We start from the raw sequence: 20,424 nt of genomic DNA, 5'->3' as shown, positions 1-20,424 counted from the left end.
CGGGATTCATGCAGTCGTTACTTGGCTTGAACGCCCTTTTCAACTATTGCATCGCTAGCGACTACTGCCGTTACGGCCGCTACCGGGCTCTTTGCCATCGTCAATTTGTATGGCTCGACCGGCGTCACGCACAGGGCGTCGGAAACGATGGTGCGGTTCAGGATTGCCTTGTACAGATCGTTAGGTACGGCGCTGTAGCGGCGCACCGGATCGCGTTCGCTAGGCTGGGCCAGCGACAGGTAATCGTCGCGGTTCAGCGCGCCACCACCGGCACGTGCCGATTCCACCCATTTGTCGAAGTCCGCATCATTGACACCGTGGAACTTGAAGCGCATGCCCGAGAAACCGGCACCGCTGTAGTTCGCGGAGAAGCCCTTGTATACACCAGGCTTGTTGATGACGGCATTCAACTGCGTTTCCATGCCCGGCATGGCGTAGATCTGACCTGCCAGTGCGGGGATGAAGAACGAGTTCATGACGGACGAGGCGGTGATCTTGAAGCGGATCGGACGATCGACGGGCGCGTACAGTTCATTCACGGAAGCGATGCCTTGCTCCGGGTAGATGAACAGCCATTTCCAGTCCAGGGCCACGACTTCGACGATCATCGGCTTGTGGCTGGCAGGAATGGGGCGGTTAGCGTCGATACGGCTCAATGGGCGATATGGATCGAGGGTGTGGGTGCTGATCCAGGTCAGCAGGCCCAGCACGATGATGATCAACAGGGGCGCACCCCAGATAATCAGCTCGAGGCGAGTCGAGTGGTCCCAGTCCGGCTCGTATTTGGCCGCGGTATTGTTTTTTCTATAGCGCCATGCAAAGAGCAGGGTCAGGGCGATTACCGGAACGATAATCAACAGCATCAGCAATGTCGAGATGACAATCAGATTGCCTTGCTGAACTGCGATGTCACCAGACGCATTCAGTACCACCGTATTGCAACCAGCCAACAATGCGAGAGGTAAAAGAAGCAGTCCGCGACGAACTTTTAATGAAAACATACAGGAAAGTCCAGTACAGGGGATGAAGATATGGTACTGTATTCTCACTGGAGCGCGTTGGCAATTGGACGTTTTGTCCACCCCCTTGCTCGGATTTTCACTGGGTATGTGCAGAGTTTTTTAACGACTACCTGGTGAATAATCCTACTCCGGGCGTGAGACACCCGGGGTATGTTACGCGTTGGCCGAACTCGAAACTATATTGGAGACGATCATCATGTCCAGCACACGCACACACGGCGGGGATGTACCCGCCGACTTTTCCCCCCATTCCCTGCGCGACGCACGCGGAGACGGCACGGTCGAATCGCATATCGACCCCGGTGAGATTGCCGTCGGCGTGATCATCGGCCGCGCTTCCGAATACTTTGACTTCTTTGTCTACGCCATCGCTTCGGTGCTGGTGTTTCCGCGCGTCTTCTTCCCTTTTGAAGAACGCCTGGAGGGCACATTATATGCCTTCCTGATCTTCTCGTTTGCCTTCATCGCCCGTCCGTTCGGCACCGTGATCTTCATGGAGATCCAGCGCCGCATGGGGCGCAGCGCCAAGCTGACGATCGCCCTCTTCCTGCTGGGTGTGTCGACGGCCGGCATCGCCTTCCTGCCGACCTACTCGCACCTGGGCTTTGCCGCCATCATCTGGCTGTCCGTGCTGCGCATCGGCCAGGGCGTGGCGCTGGGCGGTTCGTGGGACGGCTTGCCATCGCTGCTGGCCCTGAACGCGCCGGAAAACAAGCGCGGCTGGTACGCCATGCTGGGCCAGCTGGGCGCGCCCTTCGGCTTCCTGATCGCCGCCGGCCTGTTCTGCTTCATGCTGGTCAACCTGACGGACGAAGAGTTCCTTGACTGGGGCTGGCGCTATCCTTTCTATGTCGCCTTTGCCATCAACGTGGTCGCCCTGTTTGCCCGCCTGCGCCTGGTATCGACGAATGAATATGCGCGCCTGCTCGACGAACGCGAACTGCAGCCCGTGAGCGTATTTGAAATGAGCCGCGGCCAGGGCCGCAACGTGCTGATCGGCGCCTTGGCCGCGCTGGCCAGCTACGCCCTGTTCCACCTGGTTACCGTGTTCCCGCTGTCATGGATTTCCGTCTACCAGACGCGTTCCGCTTCGGACTTCCTGCAAGTGCAGATGCTGGGCGCCGTGCTGGCTGCCATCGGCGTGGTGATTTCCGGCTTGCTGGCCGATAAAGTGGGCCGCCGCACCACCCTGGGCGTGCTGGCCGTGCTGATCGCCATCTTCAGCGCCTTCGTGCCGACCCTGATGGGCGGCGGCAATACGGGCCAGGACGTGTTCATCCTCGTGGGCTTCAGCCTGCTGGGCCTGTCTTACGGCCAGGCATCGGGTGCCGTGACGGCCAACTTCCCTGCCCGCTTCCGCTACACGGGCGCGGCCCTGACGTCCGACCTGGCCTGGCTGGTGGGCGCCGGCTTCGCCCCGCTGGTGGCGCTGGGCCTGTCGGCCAACTTCGGCCTCGCCTATGTCAGCTTCTACCTGCTGTCGGGCGCCGTTGCCTCGCTGGCAGCCCTGAGCCTGAACCGGGCACTGGAAATCCGCGATTGACATATATATATACAGCGCAGAGCGCAACGCAGTGAAAAACGCCGGCACCGTCCGGCGTTTTTTTATACCTGGCAGCCATTCCACTCCACCTCATCTGTGCGATGGCGCGCATTGCATGACCTTGCGCCTCGGCAATCTATCGCAAGGCTGTTATGCTAGCGCACGCTTTGCTTGAGCTCCAGAAAACTTGCATTTCAATTAAAATTGACTTTTTCGCGCCAGCCTTACACGGACATGATGAATACCAAGACCCCGATCGATTCCTTCAGCTTTCGCCGCATCCTCGCCCGCAACGTGACCTTGCCGCTGGTCATCGGGGTCGTCACGGCTCTCGTGTTTGTCGGCCTGATCGTCTACCTGCTTTCGGCCCTGCGCTCGGTCGAGCATTCCGAACGGGTGATCGGCAATGCGAATGAGGTGATGAAGTTGTCGGTCGACCTGGAAACGGGCATGCGCGGCTACCTGTTGACAGGCGACGAAACGTTTTTGGCGCCGTATAAATCGGGCAAGGCCAAGATTGCCGTGGAAATGACTACCCTGCTCGACCTCGTGTCCGACAGCCCCATCCAGGTGGACCGCTTGCGCCGCATCCGCGCCCTGCAGGGCCAGTGGATGGAGTATGCCGAAGGCGTGATCGCCCAGCGCCGCAGCAACCAGGAATTCCTCGCGCGCGTGCGCCAGGGCGAAGGCAAGCTGGAATTTGATGAAATCCGCCGCGAATTTCTCACCTTCCTGTCCATGGAACAGCGGCTGCGCCAGGAGCGGGCCGACACGGCCGAGAGCCGCACCATGCTGGCCGTGGTGGTGTTCCTGATCCTCAGTCTGGGCATGTCCGGCCTGCTCGCCTACCTTGGCCGGCGCGAGCTGCTGCGCCTGTCCGATATCTACAGCGATGCGCTCGAGCAGCGCGGCAAGGATAACGACGTGCTACAGGAGCAAGCCTGGCTGCGCACGGGGCAGACAGAGCTGGCGGCCCATACCAGCGGCCAGCTGGGCTTGCCGCAACTGGGACGGCACGTGCTCGATTTCCTCGCCCACCGGCTGGAAGTGGCCGTCGCCACCCTATACGTCGTCGACGACGATGGCAGCCTGCGCCGCACGGCCGTGTACGGCTTCAACGAACAGGGCGTGAAGGACAAGCAAGTCTTCAAACTGGGCGAAGGCCTGGTGGGCGAAACGGCACGCGAGAAAAAGCTCAAGCATGTGAAGCAAGTACCCGACAATTACCTGACCGTGACGTCGAGCCTGGGCCGCGGTGCGCCGCTGGAACTGATACTGGCCCCGGTCAACAATGAAGGCGTCGTCAACGGGGTCATCGAACTGGGCTTTACGCATCCCGTCAGCACCCGCGCCAAGGAATGGCTGAACTTGATTGCGGCAAATGTCGGCACCTCGCTGGAAGCGGCCCTGTACCGCCAGCGCCTGCAAAACGTGCTGGAAGAAACCCAGCAACTGAATGAAGAGCTGGAAGTGCAGCAGGAAGAATTGCGCACGGCCAATGAAGAGCTGGGCGAGCAATCGCGCGTGCTGGAACAGTCGCAAGCCCACCTGGAAGAGCAAAAAGCGGCGCTGGAGCAGTCGAACGAGCAGCTGGCCGTGCAGGCGCTGTCGCTGGACCAGAAAAACATCGCAATCGGCCAGGCGCACGCGCAGCTGGAAGCCCGCGCGGAAGAGCTGCAGCGGGCCAGCCGCTACAAATCCGAATTCCTGGCGAATATGTCGCACGAGCTGCGCACGCCGTTAAACAGCTCGCTCATCCTGTCCAAGCTGCTGTCGGACAATGCCAGCGGCAATTTGACGCCGGAGCAAGTGACGTTTGCGCAAACCATTTATTCGGCCGGCAACGATTTGTTGACCCTCATCAACGATATCCTCGACATTTCCAAGGTTGAGGCAGGCAAGCTGGAATTGACGCCGGAAGCCGTTCCCTTTGACGAACTGCTCAGCGGCATGAAGATGCTGTTCGGCGCCCAGGCGCAGCAAAAGAAACTGGTTTTCAACGTCAGCGTGGCGCCGGACACGCCGCCGTCGCTGGTAAGCGACCGCCAGCGCCTGGAACAAATCCTGAAAAACCTGCTGTCGAACGCCATCAAGTTTACCGATACGGGCACGGTGTCCCTGCACGTGAGCGCCGATGCTGCTGGACAGGTGCGCTTCCAGGTGCAGGATACCGGCATCGGCATTGCTAGCGACCAGCAGCACAAGATTTTCGACGCCTTCCACCAGGCCGATGGCACCACCAGCCGCCGCTATGGCGGCACGGGCCTGGGCCTGTCCATTTCGCGCGACCTGGCAGCTTTGCTGGGCGGCAGCATCGAGCTGGCCAGCACGCCAGCCCAGGGCAGCACGTTTACATTGGTGCTGCCGGCCGTCATGCCGGAACGCGCCGTGGAAGTGGAAACAGCAGCAGTGCCCAACTCCGCGCCGCAAGCGCCCGCAAAAATCTCCGTCGCCGCGCCCAAGGCGGCTCCCGCCGCCAAGCCCGTGCCGCTGCCTACCTTCCAGGACGATCGCAATAGCGCCCCCCCTGGCAAGACGGGCCAGCGTTCCGTGCTGGTGATCGAGGATGAGCCCTCGTTTGCCGGCATCCTGTTCGACCTCGCGCATGAAATGCAATACCGCTGCCTGGTGGCGCACGGCGCCGACGAAGGCTTGCGTCTGGCGGAAGAGTTCCTGCCCGACGCCATCCTGCTCGACATGGGCTTGCCGGACCGCCCCGGCTTGCTGGTCTTGCAGCAACTCAAGGAAAATCCGTTGACGCGCCACATTCCCGTGCACATCGTGTCCGGCAATGACCAGATCCAGGAAGCCATGCAGCTGGGCGCCATCGGCTACGCCACCAAGCCGCGCACGCGCGAGCAGTTGAAGGAAGTGTTCCGCAAGCTCGAATCCAAATTCACGCAAAAGATGAAGCGCATCCTGCTGGTCGAGGATGACGAACGCCAGCGCGAAAGCGTGGTCCACCTGATCAGCGACGACGACGTGGAAATCACGGCCGTGGCCCTGGGCGAGCAGGCACTGGAATTACTGAAGACGCAGATTTTCGACTGCATGATCATCGACTTGAAGCTGCCCGACATCCAGGGCAACGAATTGCTCGAACGCATGGAACATGAAGAACTGTGCTCGTTCCCGCCCGTCATCGTCTACACGGGCCGCAACCTGAGCCGCGAAGAAGAAGCGGACCTGATGAAATATTCGCGCTCCATCATCATCAAGGGCGCCCGCTCGCCGGAACGCCTGCTCGACGAAGTGACCTTGTTCCTGCACAAGGTGGAATCGGAACTGTCGAGCGAGCGCCAGGGCATGCTGCAGCAGGTGCGCAGCCGTGAGCGCGTCTTTGAAGGGCGCAAGATCTTGCTGGTGGACGACGATGTGCGCAACATCTTTGCCCTGACGAACGCGCTGGAACAAAAAGGCGTGGCGGTGGAGATCGGCCGCAACGGCTTCGAAGCCATCAGCAAGCTCAACAGCGTGGATGATATCGATCTGGTGTTGATGGATGTCATGATGCCGGGCATGGATGGCCTGGAGGCGACGCGGCTGATCCGCGCCGACGGCCGCTACAACAAGCTGCCCATCATCGCCATTACCGCCAAGGCCATGAAGAATGACCAGGAAGAATGCCTGCAGGCGGGCGCGTCCGACTACCTGGCCAAGCCGATCGACCTGGACCGCTTGTATTCGCTGCTGCGCGTATGGATGCCGAAGATGGAACGCATCTGATGTCCCTGCGCTACACGGACGCGCAAATGCATGCGCTGATGGAAGCACTCTGTCAGCGCTACAGCTATGATTTTCGCGACTATTCCCTGCCCTCGCAGCGCCGCCGCCTGAACCAGGCCATCGAGCGTTTCCACTGCACGGACTTGCCCGCCCTGCAGCAACTGGTGCTGGACGACCCGGCCGCCTTTGACAAGCTGCTGCAGATTTTGACCGTGCCGGTCACGCAAATGTTCCGCGACCCGGCGTTTTTCCGCGCCTTGCGCGAACACGTGGTGCCCGTATTGAAAACCTATCCGTCGCCGACGATCTGGGTGGCCGGCTGCTGCACGGGAGAAGAAGCGCTGTCACTGGCCATCGTGCTGCAGGAGGAAGGCTTGCTCGAACGCAGCACGATCTACGCCACCGACATCAACCCGCAAGCGCTGGCTACAGCCGCGCGCGGCGTATACCCGTTGCACCGCATGGCCGACTATGGCGACAACTACCTGGCTGCGGGCGGCCTGGGGCAGTTGGACGAGTACTACACGGTCGAGCATGCCACCGCGCATTTCCAGCAGCGCTTGCTCGACAGTATCAATTTTGCCGACCACAGCCTGTCCACGGACAGCGTTTTTATTGAAACGCAATTGATTTTGTGCCGTAACGTGCTGATTTACTTCAATAAAACCTTGCAGGAGCGGGCCTTGGGCCTGTTCCAGGACTCGCTTTGCCATCGGGGCTTTCTAGGCCTGGGCAGCAAGGAAAGCACGCATTTCACAAGCTTCGCCGCCGATTTCGAACCATTGCCCGGTCCCGAAAAGCTCTACCGCAAGCGTGCTCAGTCGCACGCCGTATCCCACTACGCTGGACGGCATGATCATGCCAGGAATGAAACATGATGAATGAAACAAGCACCAAACTGCTGATCGTCGACGATTTGCCTGAAAACTTGCGCGCGCTCAATGCGCTGATCCGTGAGAGCGACCGCAGCGTGTACCAGGCATCTTCGGGCGAAGAGGCGCTGGCCCTGCTGCTGGAACACGATTTCGCGCTGGCCATCCTCGATGTGCAAATGCCGGAAATGGATGGTTTCGAGCTGGCCCAATTGATGCGCGGCACGGAAAAGACGCGCCACATCCCCATCGTCTTCGTCACGGCGGCCGGCAAGGAAATGAATTTTGCCTTCCAGGGCTATGAAAGCGGCGCCGTCGACTTTCTGCACAAGCCGCTCGACATCAATGCCGTGCAAAGCAAGGTCAACGTCTTCGTGGCCCTGCACCAGCAGCGCAGCGAGACGCGGCGCCAGGTGCAGGCACTGGAGCACAGCCGACAGCAGCAGGAAGCGCTCTTGAAAGAATTGCGCGCCACCCAGGCCGAACTGCAGCGCTCGTTGCGCCTGCGCGACGAATTCATGTCCATGGTGGCGCACGAACTGCGCACGCCCCTGAACACCTTGTTCCTGGAAACGCAGATGCGCACCGTCAACCTGGAACGGGGCAACCTGGCCGCCTTCGAGCCGGAAAAACTGGGCAAGATGGTGGCGCGCGACGGGCGGCAAATCCGCAGCATGGTGCGCCTGATCGACGACATGCTTGACGTCTCGCGCATCACCAGCGGCAAGCTGTCGATCCGCCGCGAAGCCGTCGATCTGACCAGTCTGGTGCGCCGGGTGGCAGACGATCTGGGGCCGTATGCGGCCGCCACGGGCAGCGTGCTGGAAGTGCTGGCCTTCGAACCCATCCATGGTTTCTGGGATGCGTTCCGCGTCGAGCAGATCGTTGTCAACCTGATCAGCAATGCCGTACGCTACGGCCAGGGCCAGCCCGTGGAAATCAGCCTCGCGCACACGCAGAACAGCGCCGTCATCGAAGTGCGCGACCATGGCATCGGCATCAATGCGCGCGACCAGGAACGCATCTTCGACGCCTTCGAGCGCGTCATGTACCAGGACCGCACGGGCGGCCTGGGCCTGGGCCTGTTCATCACCAAGCAGCTGGTCGATGCGCATGGCGGCGCCATCACCCTGCAAAGCCAGCCCGGCAATGGCGCCCTGTTCAGCGTCACCCTGCCGCTGGCCGGCAGCTGAGGCCGGCATGACCAGTACACCGCTCTCCCGCAGCCAGGCCGGCGCCAGCGGCGTCGCCTTCCTGCTGCAACTGGAACGCCGGCTGCGCCTGCTGAACGACACGGGCGAAATTCTCTCGCTGTCGGCGCAGTTGCTGGGACAGCGTCTGGGGGCCCAGCAAGTGGCCTGTTTCGATATCGACCAGACCCTGCAGTGCCCCACCCTCCAGCATGCGTGGAGCGATGGCCTGGCGCCCGGCGCATCCGGCGAATATTTCCTCGGCGATTATGCGGCCCGCCTGGCCGATACGCTGGCCGCGGGCCAGGTGCTGGCTGTCAGCGATGTGGCCAGTGACCCGCGCACGGCAACGCCGGCCGCGCTGGCCACGTTTGCGCGCCTGGGCATCCGTGCCTTCCTGAACATTCCCATTGCCAAGGAGGGCCGGCTGGCGGCCCTGTTCGTCGTGCACAGCCGCGCCGCGCGCCTGTGGCATGCCGACGAGATCGAACTGGCCGTGCAAGTGTCGGAACGGGTCTGGTCGACCATACTGCGGGCCCAGGCGGAATCACGCCTGCGCACGCTCAGTGCCAGCATGGAAATGCAGGTGGCCGAGCGCACGCGCGAATTTGGCCGTACCTGGAACGTCAGCCCCGATTTGCTTGGCGTGCTCAACCTGGACGGTTACTTCGAACACTCGAACCCCGCCTGGCAAGCCACCCTGGGCTGGTCGGTGGAGGAAATCCGCACGACGCGCTTCCTGGAACTGGTTCACCCGGACGACTTGACGCGCACCCATGCGGCCTGGGAGGCGGCCAACCAGGGCCAGCCGGCGCTGCGCTTCGAAAACCGCTACCGCCACAAGCTGGGCGGCTGGCACTGGCTCTCGTGGGTCGCCGTGCCCGAGGGCGAGAAGGTCTATTGCAGCGCGCGCGACATCACCGTGGAAAAGAAGCTGGAAGCGGACCTGGCCGCGCGCAACAGCGAGCGCGAGCGGCTGTGGCGCAGCGCGCAAGACTTGATGGTGGCCATCGATGCCGAGGGCTGCTTTGCCGCCGTCAACCCGGCCTCGGCCGCCATCCTCGGTTGGCTGCCCGAGGAAATGCTGGGCCGCAGCCTGTTCGACTTCGTGCTGCCCGAGGATGCCGCCGCCACGCGCCTGGCGCTGGCGCAAGTGACGCAGGAAGCCATGCCCAGCTTTGAAAACCGCTACCGGCACCGCGAGGGCGGCCACCGCTGGCTTTCCTGGTCGGCCGCCCCCGAAGGCGACTTGATTTTTGCCACCGGGCGCGACGTCACGCTGGAAAAGCAGGCGGAAAGTACTTTGCGCAGCATGCAGGAATCATTGCGCCACAGCGAGATGGCCCTGCTGCAATCGCAAAAACTCGAAGCGCTGGGCAAGCTGACGGGCGGCGTGGCCCATGATTTCAATAATGTGCTGCAAATTATCTCCGGCAATCTGCAACTGCTGCAGATGACCCTGGAAGACGACCCGCTGGCCGCCAAGCGTATCGCCAGCGCCTCGGCCGCCGTGGAACGGGGCGCCAAGCTGTCGGCCCAGCTGCTGGCCTTTGCGCGGCGTCAACCATTAAAACCGCTGGTGACGGACCTGGCGCAACTGCTGCGCTCGACGGAAGAGCTGCTGCGGCGCGCCACCGGAGAAACCATCGAGACGCGTTTGCTGCTGGCCGACGATTGCTGGCGCGCCCTGGTCGACCCGCACCAGCTGGAAAACGTCATCCTCAACCTGGCCATCAACGCGCGCGACGCCATGGATGGCCAGGGCCAGCTGACCATCGAACTGAGCAACAGCGTGCTGGGCAGCGACTACGCAGCGCGCCATGCGGACGTGGCGCCTGGCGACTACGTGCAGCTGACCGTCTCGGACACGGGCTCGGGCATTCCCGCCGACTTGCTGGACAAGATTTTCGAACCATTCTTCACGACGAAGAAGGAAGGCGAAGGCACGGGCCTGGGCCTGTCCATGGCCTACGGTTTCCTGCGCCAGAGCGGCGGCCACCTGACGGTGGACAGCCTGCCCGGCCATGGCAGCACCTTCCGCATTTACCTGCCGCGCTCGCTCGAAGCGGAAACGGAATTGCCGCTGCAGCTGAGCGGCCCCGTGCTGGGCGGCAAGGAAACCATCCTCGTCGTGGAAGACGACGTGCAGGTGCAGACGACGGTGGTCGACATGCTGCGCGGCCTCGGCTATGTCGTGCTGCGCGCCAGCGATGGCGAAAGCGCGCTGGCCATCGTCGGCAGCGGCGTCCCCATCGATTTGCTGTTTACGGATGTGGTGATGCCTGGCAAGGTCGCCAGCACGGAACTGGCGCGCCAGGCCCGCTTGTTGCTGCCCCAGCTGGCCGTGCTGTTTACCTCGGGCTACACGCAGGACGCCATCATGCAGGGCGGCCGATTGGAACCGGGCGTCGAGCTGTTGAGCAAACCCTACCGGCGCGAAGACCTGGCACGGCGCATCCGCCACTTGCTGGCCAACGGCCGTCACGTAACGGCGCTGCACCAGTACCGCGCGCAGCTGGCGCCGCAGCAACCCGCGCCGCCTCTGCCGGGGGCGCAGCCGGGCAGGCGTCACATTCTGCTGGTGGAAGACAATGCGGACGCGCGCGCCATGACGAGCGAACTGCTGTCCATGCTGGGACACACGGTGCTGGCCGTGGGCACGGCCGAGGAAGCCTTGCCGCTGCTGGGCACGCCGGGACTGGAACTGCTGCTGACCGACATCAGCCTGCCGCACATGTCGGGCGTCGAGCTGGCCGAGCTGGTGGCACGCGAGCAGCCGCAGCTGGAAGTGGTGTTCTCCACCGGCCATGCGCCCGCCAATTCCGGCGTGCTGAACCCGGCCGCGCGCTTCCTCGTCAAGCCATTTACCCTCGATCAATTGCAGCAAGCCTTGCTGGCCCCCGGGACCCCGCCTGTTTAATAGACGTCCAGCCGGCGCGCCTTCAATGCGCCGGCCAGCTCTTCCAGGCCAAATGGCTTGCGCAGGAAGCGCGCGCTGGCGTCCTGCATCAGGCTGGCGCCCCAATCGTGCCCGGACGCAAACACCACGTCCAGCTGTGGCCAGTGGGCGCGCGCATGGCGCGCCAGTTCCAGGCCGGACATGGTGGGCAAGCTGATGTCCGTCACCAGCACGTCCAGGCCCGGCATGGCCAGCAGGGGCAAGGCTTCCTCGGCGCTGGCCACGCCATGCACTGTATGCCCCAGCATATTGAGCATTTCCGTCGTCATGACACGCGCGTCGTCATTGTCTTCCACCAGCAGGATGCGCCGCCCGGAAGGGTCGGGCGCGCCCACCAGGCGGCGGTCGGCCAGCAGGTGGCGGATACGCCGGGCCAGGTCTTCGCGCCGGTAGGGTTTGCTCAACAGCTCCACGCCCGGGTCCAGCCGCCCGCCCTGCATGATGGCGTTGTGCGTATAACCCGAGGTAAACAACACGGCCAGGTCTGGCAGCAGCAGCCTGGCCTGCCGCGCCAGCTCCTTGCTGCTGACGGGCCCCGGCATGACCACGTCTGTAAACAGCAGGTCGATAGCCACGCCCGTGCCCAGCAGGGCCAGTGCCGAAGCGCCATCGTCCGCATGCAGCACGTCATAGCCCAGGCCGCGCAACATGTCGACTACCGTATGTTGAACAGGCGCATCGTCTTCCACCACGAGGATGGTCTCGCCGCCGCCCAGCACGGGGCCCGTCAGGCCCGGTGGCGGCTCGGCCAGCTTTTCCAGCGAACGGGGCAAATAAATCTTGAAAGTGGTGCCGGCACCAGGCGCACTGTGCACCTTGATGTGGCCCGCGCTCTGATGGATGAAGCCGTAGGCCATGGAGAGGCCCAGGCCCGTACCCTCGCCTTCGCGCTTGGTGGTGAAGAACGGCTCGAAGATCTGGTCGATCACGTCGCGCTCCATGCCATGGCCCGTGTCGGTGATGGTCAGCAGCACGTATTGACCCGCCAGCACATCGGCATGCAGGCTGGCGTAGGCGGCATCGAGCGTGACATTGCTCAAGGTGAACGTCAGGCGCCCGCCCCCTTCCATCGCGTCGCGCGCGTTGATGGCCATGTTCAGCAACACGTTTTCCATCTGGTTCGGGTCGACCAGGGTATGCCACAAGCCCTCGCTGATGAAGGTTTCTTCGGTGACAGCCTCACCCAGGGCGCGGCGGATTAGCTCGTGCATGCGGCGCAGCAAGCGGCCCAGGTCCGTCACCAGCGGCTTCAACGGTTGACGCCGCGCAAAGGCCAGCAGTTGCGACGACAGCTTGGCGCCGCGCTCGACAGCCGAAGCGGCCGAATCGAGGCGACTGGCCGCCTGCGGATTGTCGGCCACCGTCAGTTTCAGCAACTGCAAATTGCCGGAAATGATTTGCAGCACGTTATTGAAATCGTGGGCCACGCCGCCCGTCAGCTTGCCGATCGATTCCAGCTTTTGCGCCTGCAATAAGGCTTGTTCGCTGCGCACCAGTGCCAGCCGCGCCTCTTTTTCATCGGTAACGTCGCGGCCGATGGCGTGGATCAGTTTTTGCGCGGGCACGGCCGTCCAGGAAATCCAGCGATAGCCGCCATCGCGGCGACGGTAGCGGTTTTCCATGCGCAAGGTGGGCGCGCCATGCGCCAGGCGCGACAAATCCTTCAGTGCCGCCATGCGGTCGTCGGGATGCACGAGGCTGATGAAATCCATGCCCAGCGACTCGATTTCAGGGCGGTCCAGGATCTTGCTCCAGGCGGGATTGACGGCGATGATCATGCCGGACAGGTCCGCCACCAGCATGATGTCGGTCGACAGCCGCCACATCCGGTCGCGGTCGGCCGTGCGGTTGGCCATTTCCACTTCCAGCGAGGAATTCAGGTAGGCCATCTTTTCCAGCACGTTTTTCTGTTCCTGCACGTCCGTATTCGTGCCCACCCAGCGCAGCACCTTGCCCGTCTCGTCGAACAGGGGCAAGGCGCGCGCCAGGAACCAGCGGTAGGCACCGTCGCTGGCGCGGCGCATGCGGAATTCGTGTTCGTAGGCGCTGGCCGTGGCGACGGCCCGCTCCCAGCTTTTCTGCGTGGCTTGCACGTCGTCCGGATGCACGCAGGGGCGAAATCCGCTGGTGACCAGCGACTTCAGCGATTGCCCCGTGTACTCGCACACCTGCTCATTGACCCAGTAGGTAGCGCCGCTGCCATGCGCGAGCCAGGCCTGGTTGGGCATGGTCGAGGCGAGCGAACGGAATTGTGCCTCGCTGTCGAGCAAGGCATTGCGCGCCTGCCAGTGCTCGTCGATGTCTTCGCAGGAGCCATACCATTTCACGGGCTGGCCCCGCTCATCGAGCCGGCAATACGCGCGCGAGTGCACCCAGCGGTACTGGCCGTCCTGGCGGCGCACCCGCATCTCCTGGTCCAGGGGCTGGCCGCTGGCCAGCGCTTCGCTCCAGGCCGCCAGGGAATGGGGCACGTCGTCGGGGTGGATGGCGTCCAGCCAGCTGGTGCCGAGACCGTTGCAACCCGTCCATTCGCGCCAGCGCTGTGCCACATAGTCGAGTTTGCCGTCGATGTCGGCCGTCCACAGCACTTGCGCGTTGAGCTCGATGGCGTAATGAAAGTGTTCGCGGCTGTCGTGCAGCGCTTTTTCCAGCTGGCCCCGCTCGATGACATGCGCGGCCACGCGCGCGGCCAGCGCCAGCAGTTCAATTTCAGGTTGCGTGGGATGGCATGGCGCCGGGAAGAACAGGCCCAGCACACCCAGGATATGTCCCTTGGCGCCGAAGACTGGGGCGACCCAGCAAGCGCGGTAGCCGTGCAGCATGGCTTCCTTGCGTCCAGCGCTCCAATGTACATCGCGCATGATGTCGCCGCAATACACGGGCGCGCCGGAAAAGGCTGCCGTGCCAAACGGCGAAGGCTGTTCACCGCCATGGCGCAGGGCCAGGCACAGGTCTTGCGGAAGGCTGGGCGCGGACAAACCGCAAAAACGGTCGGCCTCGTCGATGAGGAACAGACAGGCATGCGCGCCGCCCTCGGCCAGGTCTTGCAGCGCCAGCAACAAGTGCTCCAATGCATGGGCCAGGTCGGCGCCTGCCGCGATACTGCCCAGCGCACTATGCTCGGCGTCCAGCAAGGAAAGAATGTTGTTTGCGTGCACCGTGTCGATAAGGGGGAAACTGATGCCCGGAATATACCATGGGGCACCCCTCTTGCAGGAGGAAAACAGTGCACTGCTTGATCTCTGCGGCCACGCGGCCCTATGCTACAGTGTTATTCTATTCTCAAGTGAAACCAACGATGCCCACGTCCCTGCCATCCTCCCTGATCGCCACCGCCCTGCTCGCCTCCGTCCACGGCGCCGTCGCCGCCCCCATGAGCCTGGACGACTACCTGGCGCTGAACGGTTCCCCGCCGACCGTGCAGATCGCGTACGGCCCCGCGCCGTCGCAATACGCCCAGCTATTCCGACCCGAAGGCAACGGACCGTTCCCCGTCGTCGTGCTCGTGCATGGCGGCTGCTGGACGGTGGCCTTCGGCGGCATCCAGCAAATGCGCAACGTGGCCGGTGCCCTGGTAGCGCAAGGCATCGCCGTGTGGAATGTGGAGTACCGCCGGGTCGACGAACCGGGCGGCGGCTATCCGGGCACGTATGAAGACATGCACGCGGCGCTGGACAGCCTGCAGCAGCACGCGCCCCAGTACCAGCTGGACGTGAACCGCATCGTGGCCATGGGCCATTCGGCAGGTGGCCAGCTGGTACAATGGATTGCCGGGCGAGAAAAACTGCCGAAGAGCAGCCCTCTGTACCGCGACAAATATCTGCCAATAAAAAACATTGTCAGCCTGGGCGGCCTGGCCGACCTGCGCCACGAACGAGACTTGATCAAGACCAGCTGCGAGCGCGACATCGTGCAACTGGCAGGCAGCGCCAGCACTGAGCGTCCCGACATCTACAGCGACACCAATGCGGCCGACCTGATGCACAACGGCAGCCGCACCGTGCTGGCCACGGGCGAGCTCGACACCATCTCACCGCCCAGAGTCGCGCATGACTATGCGGCCAAAGCCAAGCTGGCCGGTGACCATGCGGAAGTGCTGATCCTGCCCGGCGCCAGCCATTACGACGAGATTGCGGCGACATCGAATGCGTGGAAGATGATGTTGCCGGTAATTCGTGGGATGTTGGGGATGGAGGCGAAATGAAGCACCTCATCGTCTTCACAGTGCTTGCCGCGTCTTCCGCCTTGGCCTTCGCCGACGATAAGCAGTCGCTCGAAAGCGGCTTGCTGCATGCCATGCAGCTAAAGAAAGGCACGTCCGAGCGCACGGGCACGTCCGGACAGGCCATCCGCGCCTATCAGCAAGCCGGCCTGGTCAGCAAGACACCCCGCCAGCGCTTCGACTACACCGACTACTACCTGCTGGAAAAGCCAGTGCCCTTCATGGGCCACGAACTGGTGCTGATCGAAGAAGAATACCGCAGCAAATACATAGGCTGCTGCGTCAGCCCCGGCGTCGGGATCACGGTGAAAGTCCATGGCAGCATCAGGAATCTGCAACAGTTCGCCCGCGCCAGCCGCTGCACCCTGACCGATCATATTGATTTTGCACATAACCTGCGCGAAGTGGCGATCAAGAACAAGGTGCCCAAGGCGCACTATGCGTCCTTGAGCTGCCGCGAGCGCGATGCCGAGCGCGATGAATCATGAAGTATCCCCGCGCGGCAAGCCTGCTGGTACAGATAGCGCACTAAGTCGACGACCACTTTATTGGCGTAATCGCCTGCGTGCTGATCGATGCGGATGGCAAGCGGCATGCATGCACAGAGAACGCGCCCGTGGTCAGTGCCGATGATCTTTATGTGATGGATGCGCAAATCCTCGATAGGTGATGACGGACGACTATCGTCTGCGCAGTCAGGCAGTTGACGTGACAATGCGTGACTTTTCCTGCTGACTAATTCGTTATGCTCATTGCCGCAGTCGGCCGCTACCGGCCAAACGAGGTCATTGCCAAATTCTTGCGCTTGGAGTGTCAACCTGCTGCCTCCTTTAAGAGATTCAGCAGTGTCTATTAAATAGTGGCGTTTCAGCTCGCACCAGTTAGGGAAAATATGAAAAAAACAGTTCCACATTTTGTCAGTGTTGGTTTGGGAGTTGCGACTGGAACCTTGCTTTACACTCGCTTCCTTGGGGAAGCGCATGAATTCGATTGGGGACGTGCTGCCTTTGTCGGTATATTTTTCGCAACAATCGCTTTTATCTGGCCATCAAAAAAGAATTAAGTTCAAACCGCACTTCGCTGGAAAGACCAACGATACGCTTCAGGGCGGTTCCAGCCAAGGACGGCCAGCGGCCAGACACAGCCATTCGCCCGAATGTGACAATGAGTGAGTTTTTCCTTTCGGAAATTTGTTACTCTCTATTGCTGTTCGTAAGCACGAACTCCAAAGCATGACGTGACGGTATCGCATGACGTCTACGTGTTTGTAAAAATTAGCAATGTCATTAATCGAGGCTCTGAATGTATATTGTCGCTCCCCTATTCTTTGTCACAGGTGCTGCCCTGCTCGCTGTCGGTTTCAGGAAAAACAATCGAAAACTACTCACCTTCGCAGCTTGTCTGTGGCTAGTCTCCGGTGCATGGGACGATTTCTCTGAAGGTTTTACAGATGGCGTGAACAACAACGCCCCGGCCGTGTCATCTTCGCATACGCCATAGTATCCCCAAGCAGGCGATCTGACTTGCCTGCAGTCCGTTTGCGGCCAGGAGCGTAGCTAGAGGGGCGAAATGAGAATTGCCAATATGCCATGCTCATGGCATAAGCCAAGGAATTTCCCCACAAGCTCCAAGTTTCAATGGACAAGCAACGGATAAACATATGTTTTCTAACGTTCGTCATATATTTGATCGAAATACATATGCCGAGCTGAATCAAATCGTAAATAAGAAATAAGAAATAAGAAATAAGAAATATGGTTAGATCATGAAAACAAAATTCGCTCTCTTTTTTCTTTTAAACATGTTCGCGTTTCCTGCCACGGCTCAGTGGAAGGCTACGACAAAGCAAGAATGCACCAAAAGGTGTATCGTATCAGACGCTGAAAGTCCAAGAAAAACAGCGTTTAAAGAAAAACTGAGGCAAATTCACGAAAAGAAAAAAATAGAGCAAGATGACGATAAACTTCAAAAATTGCTAAAGGAGGAAGAGCAAGAGATCGAAAACCATAAGGATAACGTTCAAAAGATATGTACCGCTATCTGCAAAGGCAATCCTGCGGACAACTAAGTATCTCGTCACTCATTGCTCGTTGCTCGTTGCTATTTCTTGTACAAGCAGGCACTCCTCAAGCGCCGACTGGCAACGACAGCAAGAACACCCACCGCAGCTCCATCCAAGGCACCCCAGGCCCGCGACTCTGGCCAGCGCTTCAATAAAAAGCCCTACTGAACCCGCGCCAGGTACTGGGCCAGCTGGCCAAACGTCGCCGTGAACCCCTGCTTCATCGACTCAAACCCCTGCTTGAAAGTCTCATGCTGCTCATCCGTCGCCTTGTGCGGCGTTGACCTTAACGTCATCGTCGTCTTGCCGTTTTCCTCGGTCAGGGTCATGGTATTGAACGATTCCAGCGGCCACGTGGCGCTGACCGGGTGCTGTACGGGGTTGCCTTGCTTGTCGGCGAATGACAGGATGGAGACAATCTTTTCCGGCGCCTCGATCTGCTGGTAGGTGAACTTGCCCCACATTTCGTAGCCATTGTCGGCGCGCATGCCGTAGTGGAAAATGCCGCCCGGCTGCACGTCCAGCGCCAGCACGCTCAATTCGAAGCCGACAGGTCCCCACCACTGAGCCAGGCGCTCCGGCTCCACCCACGACTGGAACACCAGCTCGCGAGGCGCGTCGAAAGTTTGCGTAATGACAAAGTCGCTGCTGTCGCGGTGCTGGCCGTCCTGCTTCTGTTCTGCGGTGGTCATGGCGGTCTCCTGAGGGTGATGGACTGGCACTAATGTACCAGCGGTGCCGATAAACGGGAAGGCCTGCACGCCTGTCAAACCGGCATGCTAAAATATTAGTTAGACACCTAACCATTAGACCACTTACCTTATGATTTCTATCGAAGAGCGCTTTTCCGCCGCGCTCCACAAGACGGCACGCGGCTGGCGCCATGCCATCGACCGGCGCCTGAAGGACCTGGATCTGGGGCAAGCGAGCTGGATGGCCATCGCCATGATCGCCAAGTCGCCGCAGCCGCCTTCGCAAAGCGAGCTGGCCCATCAGCTGGGCGTGGAAAACCCCACCATGGTGTCGATGCTGGACCGGCTCGTGAAATCGGGCTTCGTGCAGCGCCAGCCATCGGAAACGGACCGCAGAGTCAAGCTGGTGGTGCTGACGGAAGCAGGCATGCAGGTCTATGAAACCGTGCGCAAGGAAGCGGACGGTTTCCGCAAGGAGTTGTTGCAGGGAATTGATCCCGATCAACTGCGGGCCGCCACCGAACTGCTCGAAGCGCTGCAAGCGGCGACGGAGAAGTCTGCATGAGTTCGGCCACTGCCAGCGCCACGCCGGCGCTGCCCGCTGCACAGGACCCCACCCTGAACCGGCGCATGATCACGATGTCGATCATGCTCGCCACCATCATTCAGGCGCTAGACGGCACCATCGCCAACGTCGCCCTTCCCCACATGCAGGGCAGCCTTTCCGCCTCGCAAGACCAGATCACCTGGGTGCTGACCTCTTTTATCGTTGCCGCTGCCATCGCCACGCCCCTGACGGGCTGGCTGTGCGACCGCTACGGACAGAAGAACACCTTTCTCGTCTCCGTGGCCGGCTTTACGCTCGCTTCCGTGCTGTGCGGCCTGTCCGGCACCCTCTCCGAGATCGTCGCCGCGCGCCTGCTGCAGGGAGTGTTCGGCGCGGCGCTGGTGCCGCTGTCGCAGGCGGTCTTGCTCGACATCAATCCGCGCGAAAAGCACGGCTCGGCCATGGCCATCTGGGGCATGGGCGTGATGATCGGCCCCATCCTGGGACCGACGCTGGGCGGCTGGCTGACGGACAGCTACAGCTGGCGCTGGGTCTTCTTCATCAACATCCCCATCGGCGCCATGGCCTTCTACGGCATCTGGCGCTACATCCGCAAGGACCCACCGAAGGGCCGCATGCATTTCGACATGTTCGGCTTTGCCACCTTGAGCCTGTCGATCGGCGCGCTGCAGATGCTGCTGGACCGGGGCGAGCAGAACGACTGGTTTTCTTCCACGGAAACGTGGATCGAAGCCATCGTGCTGGCCATGAGCTTGTGTTACTTCATTGCCCACACGGCCTTGCGCCCGGCCGGCAAGTCCTTCCTCGACTACCGGCTGTTGAAAAACTCGAACTATGTGAGCGGCCTGCTGTTCATCTTCATCGTCGGCATGGTGCTGTTCGCCACCCGTGCGCTGACGCCATCGATGCTGCAAGGCTTGATGAATTACCCGGCGGCGATTGCCGGCATGGTGACGGCGCCCAGCGGGCTGGGCACGATGCTGGCGATGCTGATCGTCGGCAAGCTGACGGGCAAGATCGATACGCGCATCCTGCTGGGCGTGGGCTTTTCGATTACGGCGTTTTCGCTGTGGCAGATGGCCAATTTCACGCTGGACCTGGTACCCAAGACCGTCGTGTGGAGCGGCATCATCCAGGGCATAGGCCTGGGCCTCGTGTTCGTGCCCCTGAGCGCAGCCACGTTTGCCACGCTATCGCCCGAGATGCGGGCGGAAGGCACGGCGATATACAGCCTGGTGCGCAATATCGGCAGCAGCATCGGCATCGCCCTCGTGCAAACCTTGTTGGTGCGCAATACGCAGATCGCCCAAGCGTCCCTGACGGAACACATCACTATCGCCAGCCCGGCCCTGCACGACCCCGGCATTGCCCAGGTGTTCGACCTGGGCACGAGCTCGGGCATGGCGGCCCTGAATGGCGAAATCACGCGGCAAGCGTCGATGATCGCCTACCTTGACGACTTCTGGCTGATGATGTGGCTGACTATCCTCGTGCTGCCGCTCTTGCTCCTGATCAAACCACCGAAAAAGAATGCGCCAGTCGTGGTCGACCACGCGGCCATGGAATAA

The 20,424-nt window shown here is 61.4% G+C and carries 14 protein-coding genes; 11 read left to right on the top strand and 3 right to left on the bottom strand.

What is annotated here, in order from left to right:
- Positions 1 to 17 precede the first annotated feature (17 nt).
- Positions 18 to 1,001, bottom strand: a complete 984-nt coding sequence (cyoA, locus tag ACQ4WZ_RS08655) for a ubiquinol oxidase subunit II (RefSeq protein ID WP_257561015.1) — start codon at positions 999 to 1,001, stop codon at positions 18 to 20.
- A gap of 217 nt (positions 1,002 to 1,218) precedes the next feature.
- Here cyoA and ACQ4WZ_RS08650 point away from each other — a divergent pair, with 217 nt between their 5' ends.
- From ACQ4WZ_RS08650 to ACQ4WZ_RS08630, 5 genes are all read left to right on the top strand, one after another.
- The gene (locus ACQ4WZ_RS08650; protein WP_101481354.1) at positions 1,219 to 2,565 is read left to right on the top strand and encodes an MFS transporter; all 1,347 of its coding nucleotides are present in this window, start codon (positions 1,219 to 1,221) and stop codon (positions 2,563 to 2,565) included.
- Positions 2,566 to 2,802: 237 nt separating this feature from the next.
- A complete protein-coding gene (locus tag ACQ4WZ_RS08645; RefSeq protein ID WP_436573871.1) occupies positions 2,803 to 6,291 on the top strand; it encodes a response regulator in 3,489 nt (1,162 codons plus the stop codon).
- The gene (locus ACQ4WZ_RS08640; RefSeq protein WP_436573119.1) at positions 6,291 to 7,169 is read left to right on the top strand and encodes a CheR family methyltransferase; all 879 of its coding nucleotides are present in this window, start codon (positions 6,291 to 6,293) and stop codon (positions 7,167 to 7,169) included. Before ACQ4WZ_RS08645 ends, ACQ4WZ_RS08640 begins: the two co-directional genes overlap by 1 nt.
- Positions 7,166 to 8,356 carry a hybrid sensor histidine kinase/response regulator gene (locus tag ACQ4WZ_RS08635; RefSeq protein WP_436573118.1) on the top strand — a complete coding sequence of 397 codons (1,191 nt, stop codon included), beginning with the start codon at positions 7,166 to 7,168 and terminating at the stop codon, positions 8,354 to 8,356. Before ACQ4WZ_RS08640 ends, ACQ4WZ_RS08635 begins: the two co-directional genes overlap by 4 nt.
- A 7-nt stretch (positions 8,357 to 8,363) precedes the next feature.
- Positions 8,364 to 11,273 (top strand): hybrid sensor histidine kinase/response regulator, encoded by a 2,910-nt coding sequence (locus tag ACQ4WZ_RS08630; protein ID WP_436573117.1) that lies wholly within the window; start codon positions 8,364 to 8,366, stop codon positions 11,271 to 11,273.
- On the opposite strand, the gene ACQ4WZ_RS08625 is transcribed toward ACQ4WZ_RS08630, so the two are convergent.
- Positions 11,270 to 14,470 carry a PAS domain-containing protein gene (locus tag ACQ4WZ_RS08625; protein ID WP_436573116.1) on the bottom strand — a complete coding sequence of 1,067 codons (3,201 nt, stop codon included), beginning with the start codon at positions 14,468 to 14,470 and terminating at the stop codon, positions 11,270 to 11,272. The genes ACQ4WZ_RS08630 and ACQ4WZ_RS08625 overlap by 4 nt on opposite strands.
- A gap of 140 nt (positions 14,471 to 14,610) precedes the next feature.
- Here ACQ4WZ_RS08625 and ACQ4WZ_RS08620 point away from each other — a divergent pair, with 140 nt between their 5' ends.
- The 4 genes from ACQ4WZ_RS08620 (at position 14,611) to ACQ4WZ_RS08605 (ending at position 17,602) form a co-directional block, all read left to right on the top strand.
- The gene (locus ACQ4WZ_RS08620) at positions 14,611 to 15,516 is read left to right on the top strand and encodes an alpha/beta hydrolase (protein WP_436573115.1); all 906 of its coding nucleotides are present in this window, start codon (positions 14,611 to 14,613) and stop codon (positions 15,514 to 15,516) included.
- Positions 15,513 to 16,022 carry a hypothetical protein gene (locus ACQ4WZ_RS08615; protein WP_436573114.1) on the top strand — a complete coding sequence of 170 codons (510 nt, stop codon included), beginning with the start codon at positions 15,513 to 15,515 and terminating at the stop codon, positions 16,020 to 16,022. Before ACQ4WZ_RS08620 ends, ACQ4WZ_RS08615 begins: the two co-directional genes overlap by 4 nt.
- 404 nt (positions 16,023 to 16,426) lie before the next feature.
- Positions 16,427 to 16,597: a hypothetical protein gene (locus ACQ4WZ_RS08610; protein ID WP_436573113.1), complete on the top strand. Its 171-nt coding sequence runs from the start codon at positions 16,427 to 16,429 to the stop codon at positions 16,595 to 16,597.
- Positions 16,598 to 17,299: 702 nt separating this feature from the next.
- Positions 17,300 to 17,602, top strand: a complete 303-nt coding sequence (locus ACQ4WZ_RS08605; protein WP_143452558.1) for a hypothetical protein — start codon at positions 17,300 to 17,302, stop codon at positions 17,600 to 17,602.
- 155 nt (positions 17,603 to 17,757) lie between these two features.
- Here the strand turns inward: ACQ4WZ_RS08605 and ACQ4WZ_RS08600 are convergent, their stop codons facing one another.
- Entirely contained in the window at positions 17,758 to 18,288 is a 531-nt protein-coding gene (locus ACQ4WZ_RS08600; protein WP_436573112.1) for an SRPBCC family protein, read from the bottom strand.
- Positions 18,289 to 18,418: 130 nt separating this feature from the next.
- On the opposite strand from ACQ4WZ_RS08600, the gene ACQ4WZ_RS08595 reads away from it, so the two are divergent.
- Positions 18,419 to 18,853 carry a MarR family winged helix-turn-helix transcriptional regulator gene (locus ACQ4WZ_RS08595; protein ID WP_436573111.1) on the top strand — a complete coding sequence of 145 codons (435 nt, stop codon included), beginning with the start codon at positions 18,419 to 18,421 and terminating at the stop codon, positions 18,851 to 18,853.
- Positions 18,850 to 20,424 carry a DHA2 family efflux MFS transporter permease subunit gene (locus ACQ4WZ_RS08590; protein ID WP_436573110.1) on the top strand — a complete coding sequence of 525 codons (1,575 nt, stop codon included), beginning with the start codon at positions 18,850 to 18,852 and terminating at the stop codon, positions 20,422 to 20,424. Before ACQ4WZ_RS08595 ends, ACQ4WZ_RS08590 begins: the two co-directional genes overlap by 4 nt.

This window comes from Janthinobacterium darwini (assembly GCF_051380905.1).
Taxonomy (GTDB): Bacteria; Pseudomonadota; Gammaproteobacteria; order Burkholderiales; family Burkholderiaceae_D; genus Janthinobacterium.
The sequence above is the reverse complement of the archived record's forward strand: the minus strand, read 5'-3'. Positions and strand labels throughout refer to the sequence as shown.

Excerpts from the sequence above, each read along its gene's own strand:
- cyoA (WP_257561015.1), bottom strand. The coding sequence starts at position 1,001 with ATGTTTTCATTAAAAGTTCGTCGCGGACTGCTTCTTTTACCTCTCGCA.
- ACQ4WZ_RS08650 (WP_101481354.1), top strand. The coding sequence starts at position 1,219 with ATGTCCAGCACACGCACACACGGCGGGGATGTACCCGCCGACTTTTCC.
- ACQ4WZ_RS08645 (WP_436573871.1), top strand. The coding sequence starts at position 2,803 with ATGAATACCAAGACCCCGATCGATTCCTTCAGCTTTCGCCGCATCCTC.
- ACQ4WZ_RS08640 (WP_436573119.1), top strand. The coding sequence starts at position 6,291 with ATGTCCCTGCGCTACACGGACGCGCAAATGCATGCGCTGATGGAAGCA.
- ACQ4WZ_RS08635 (WP_436573118.1), top strand. The coding sequence starts at position 7,166 with ATGATGAATGAAACAAGCACCAAACTGCTGATCGTCGACGATTTGCCT.
- ACQ4WZ_RS08630 (WP_436573117.1), top strand. The coding sequence starts at position 8,364 with ATGACCAGTACACCGCTCTCCCGCAGCCAGGCCGGCGCCAGCGGCGTC.
- ACQ4WZ_RS08620 (WP_436573115.1), top strand. The coding sequence starts at position 14,611 with ATGCCCACGTCCCTGCCATCCTCCCTGATCGCCACCGCCCTGCTCGCC.
- ACQ4WZ_RS08615 (WP_436573114.1), top strand. The coding sequence starts at position 15,513 with ATGAAGCACCTCATCGTCTTCACAGTGCTTGCCGCGTCTTCCGCCTTG.
- ACQ4WZ_RS08610 (WP_436573113.1), top strand. The coding sequence starts at position 16,427 with ATGAAAAAAACAGTTCCACATTTTGTCAGTGTTGGTTTGGGAGTTGCG.
- ACQ4WZ_RS08605 (WP_143452558.1), top strand. The coding sequence starts at position 17,300 with ATGAAAACAAAATTCGCTCTCTTTTTTCTTTTAAACATGTTCGCGTTT.
- ACQ4WZ_RS08600 (WP_436573112.1), bottom strand. The coding sequence starts at position 18,288 with ATGACCACCGCAGAACAGAAGCAGGACGGCCAGCACCGCGACAGCAGC.
- ACQ4WZ_RS08595 (WP_436573111.1), top strand. The coding sequence starts at position 18,419 with ATGATTTCTATCGAAGAGCGCTTTTCCGCCGCGCTCCACAAGACGGCA.
- ACQ4WZ_RS08590 (WP_436573110.1), top strand. The coding sequence starts at position 18,850 with ATGAGTTCGGCCACTGCCAGCGCCACGCCGGCGCTGCCCGCTGCACAG.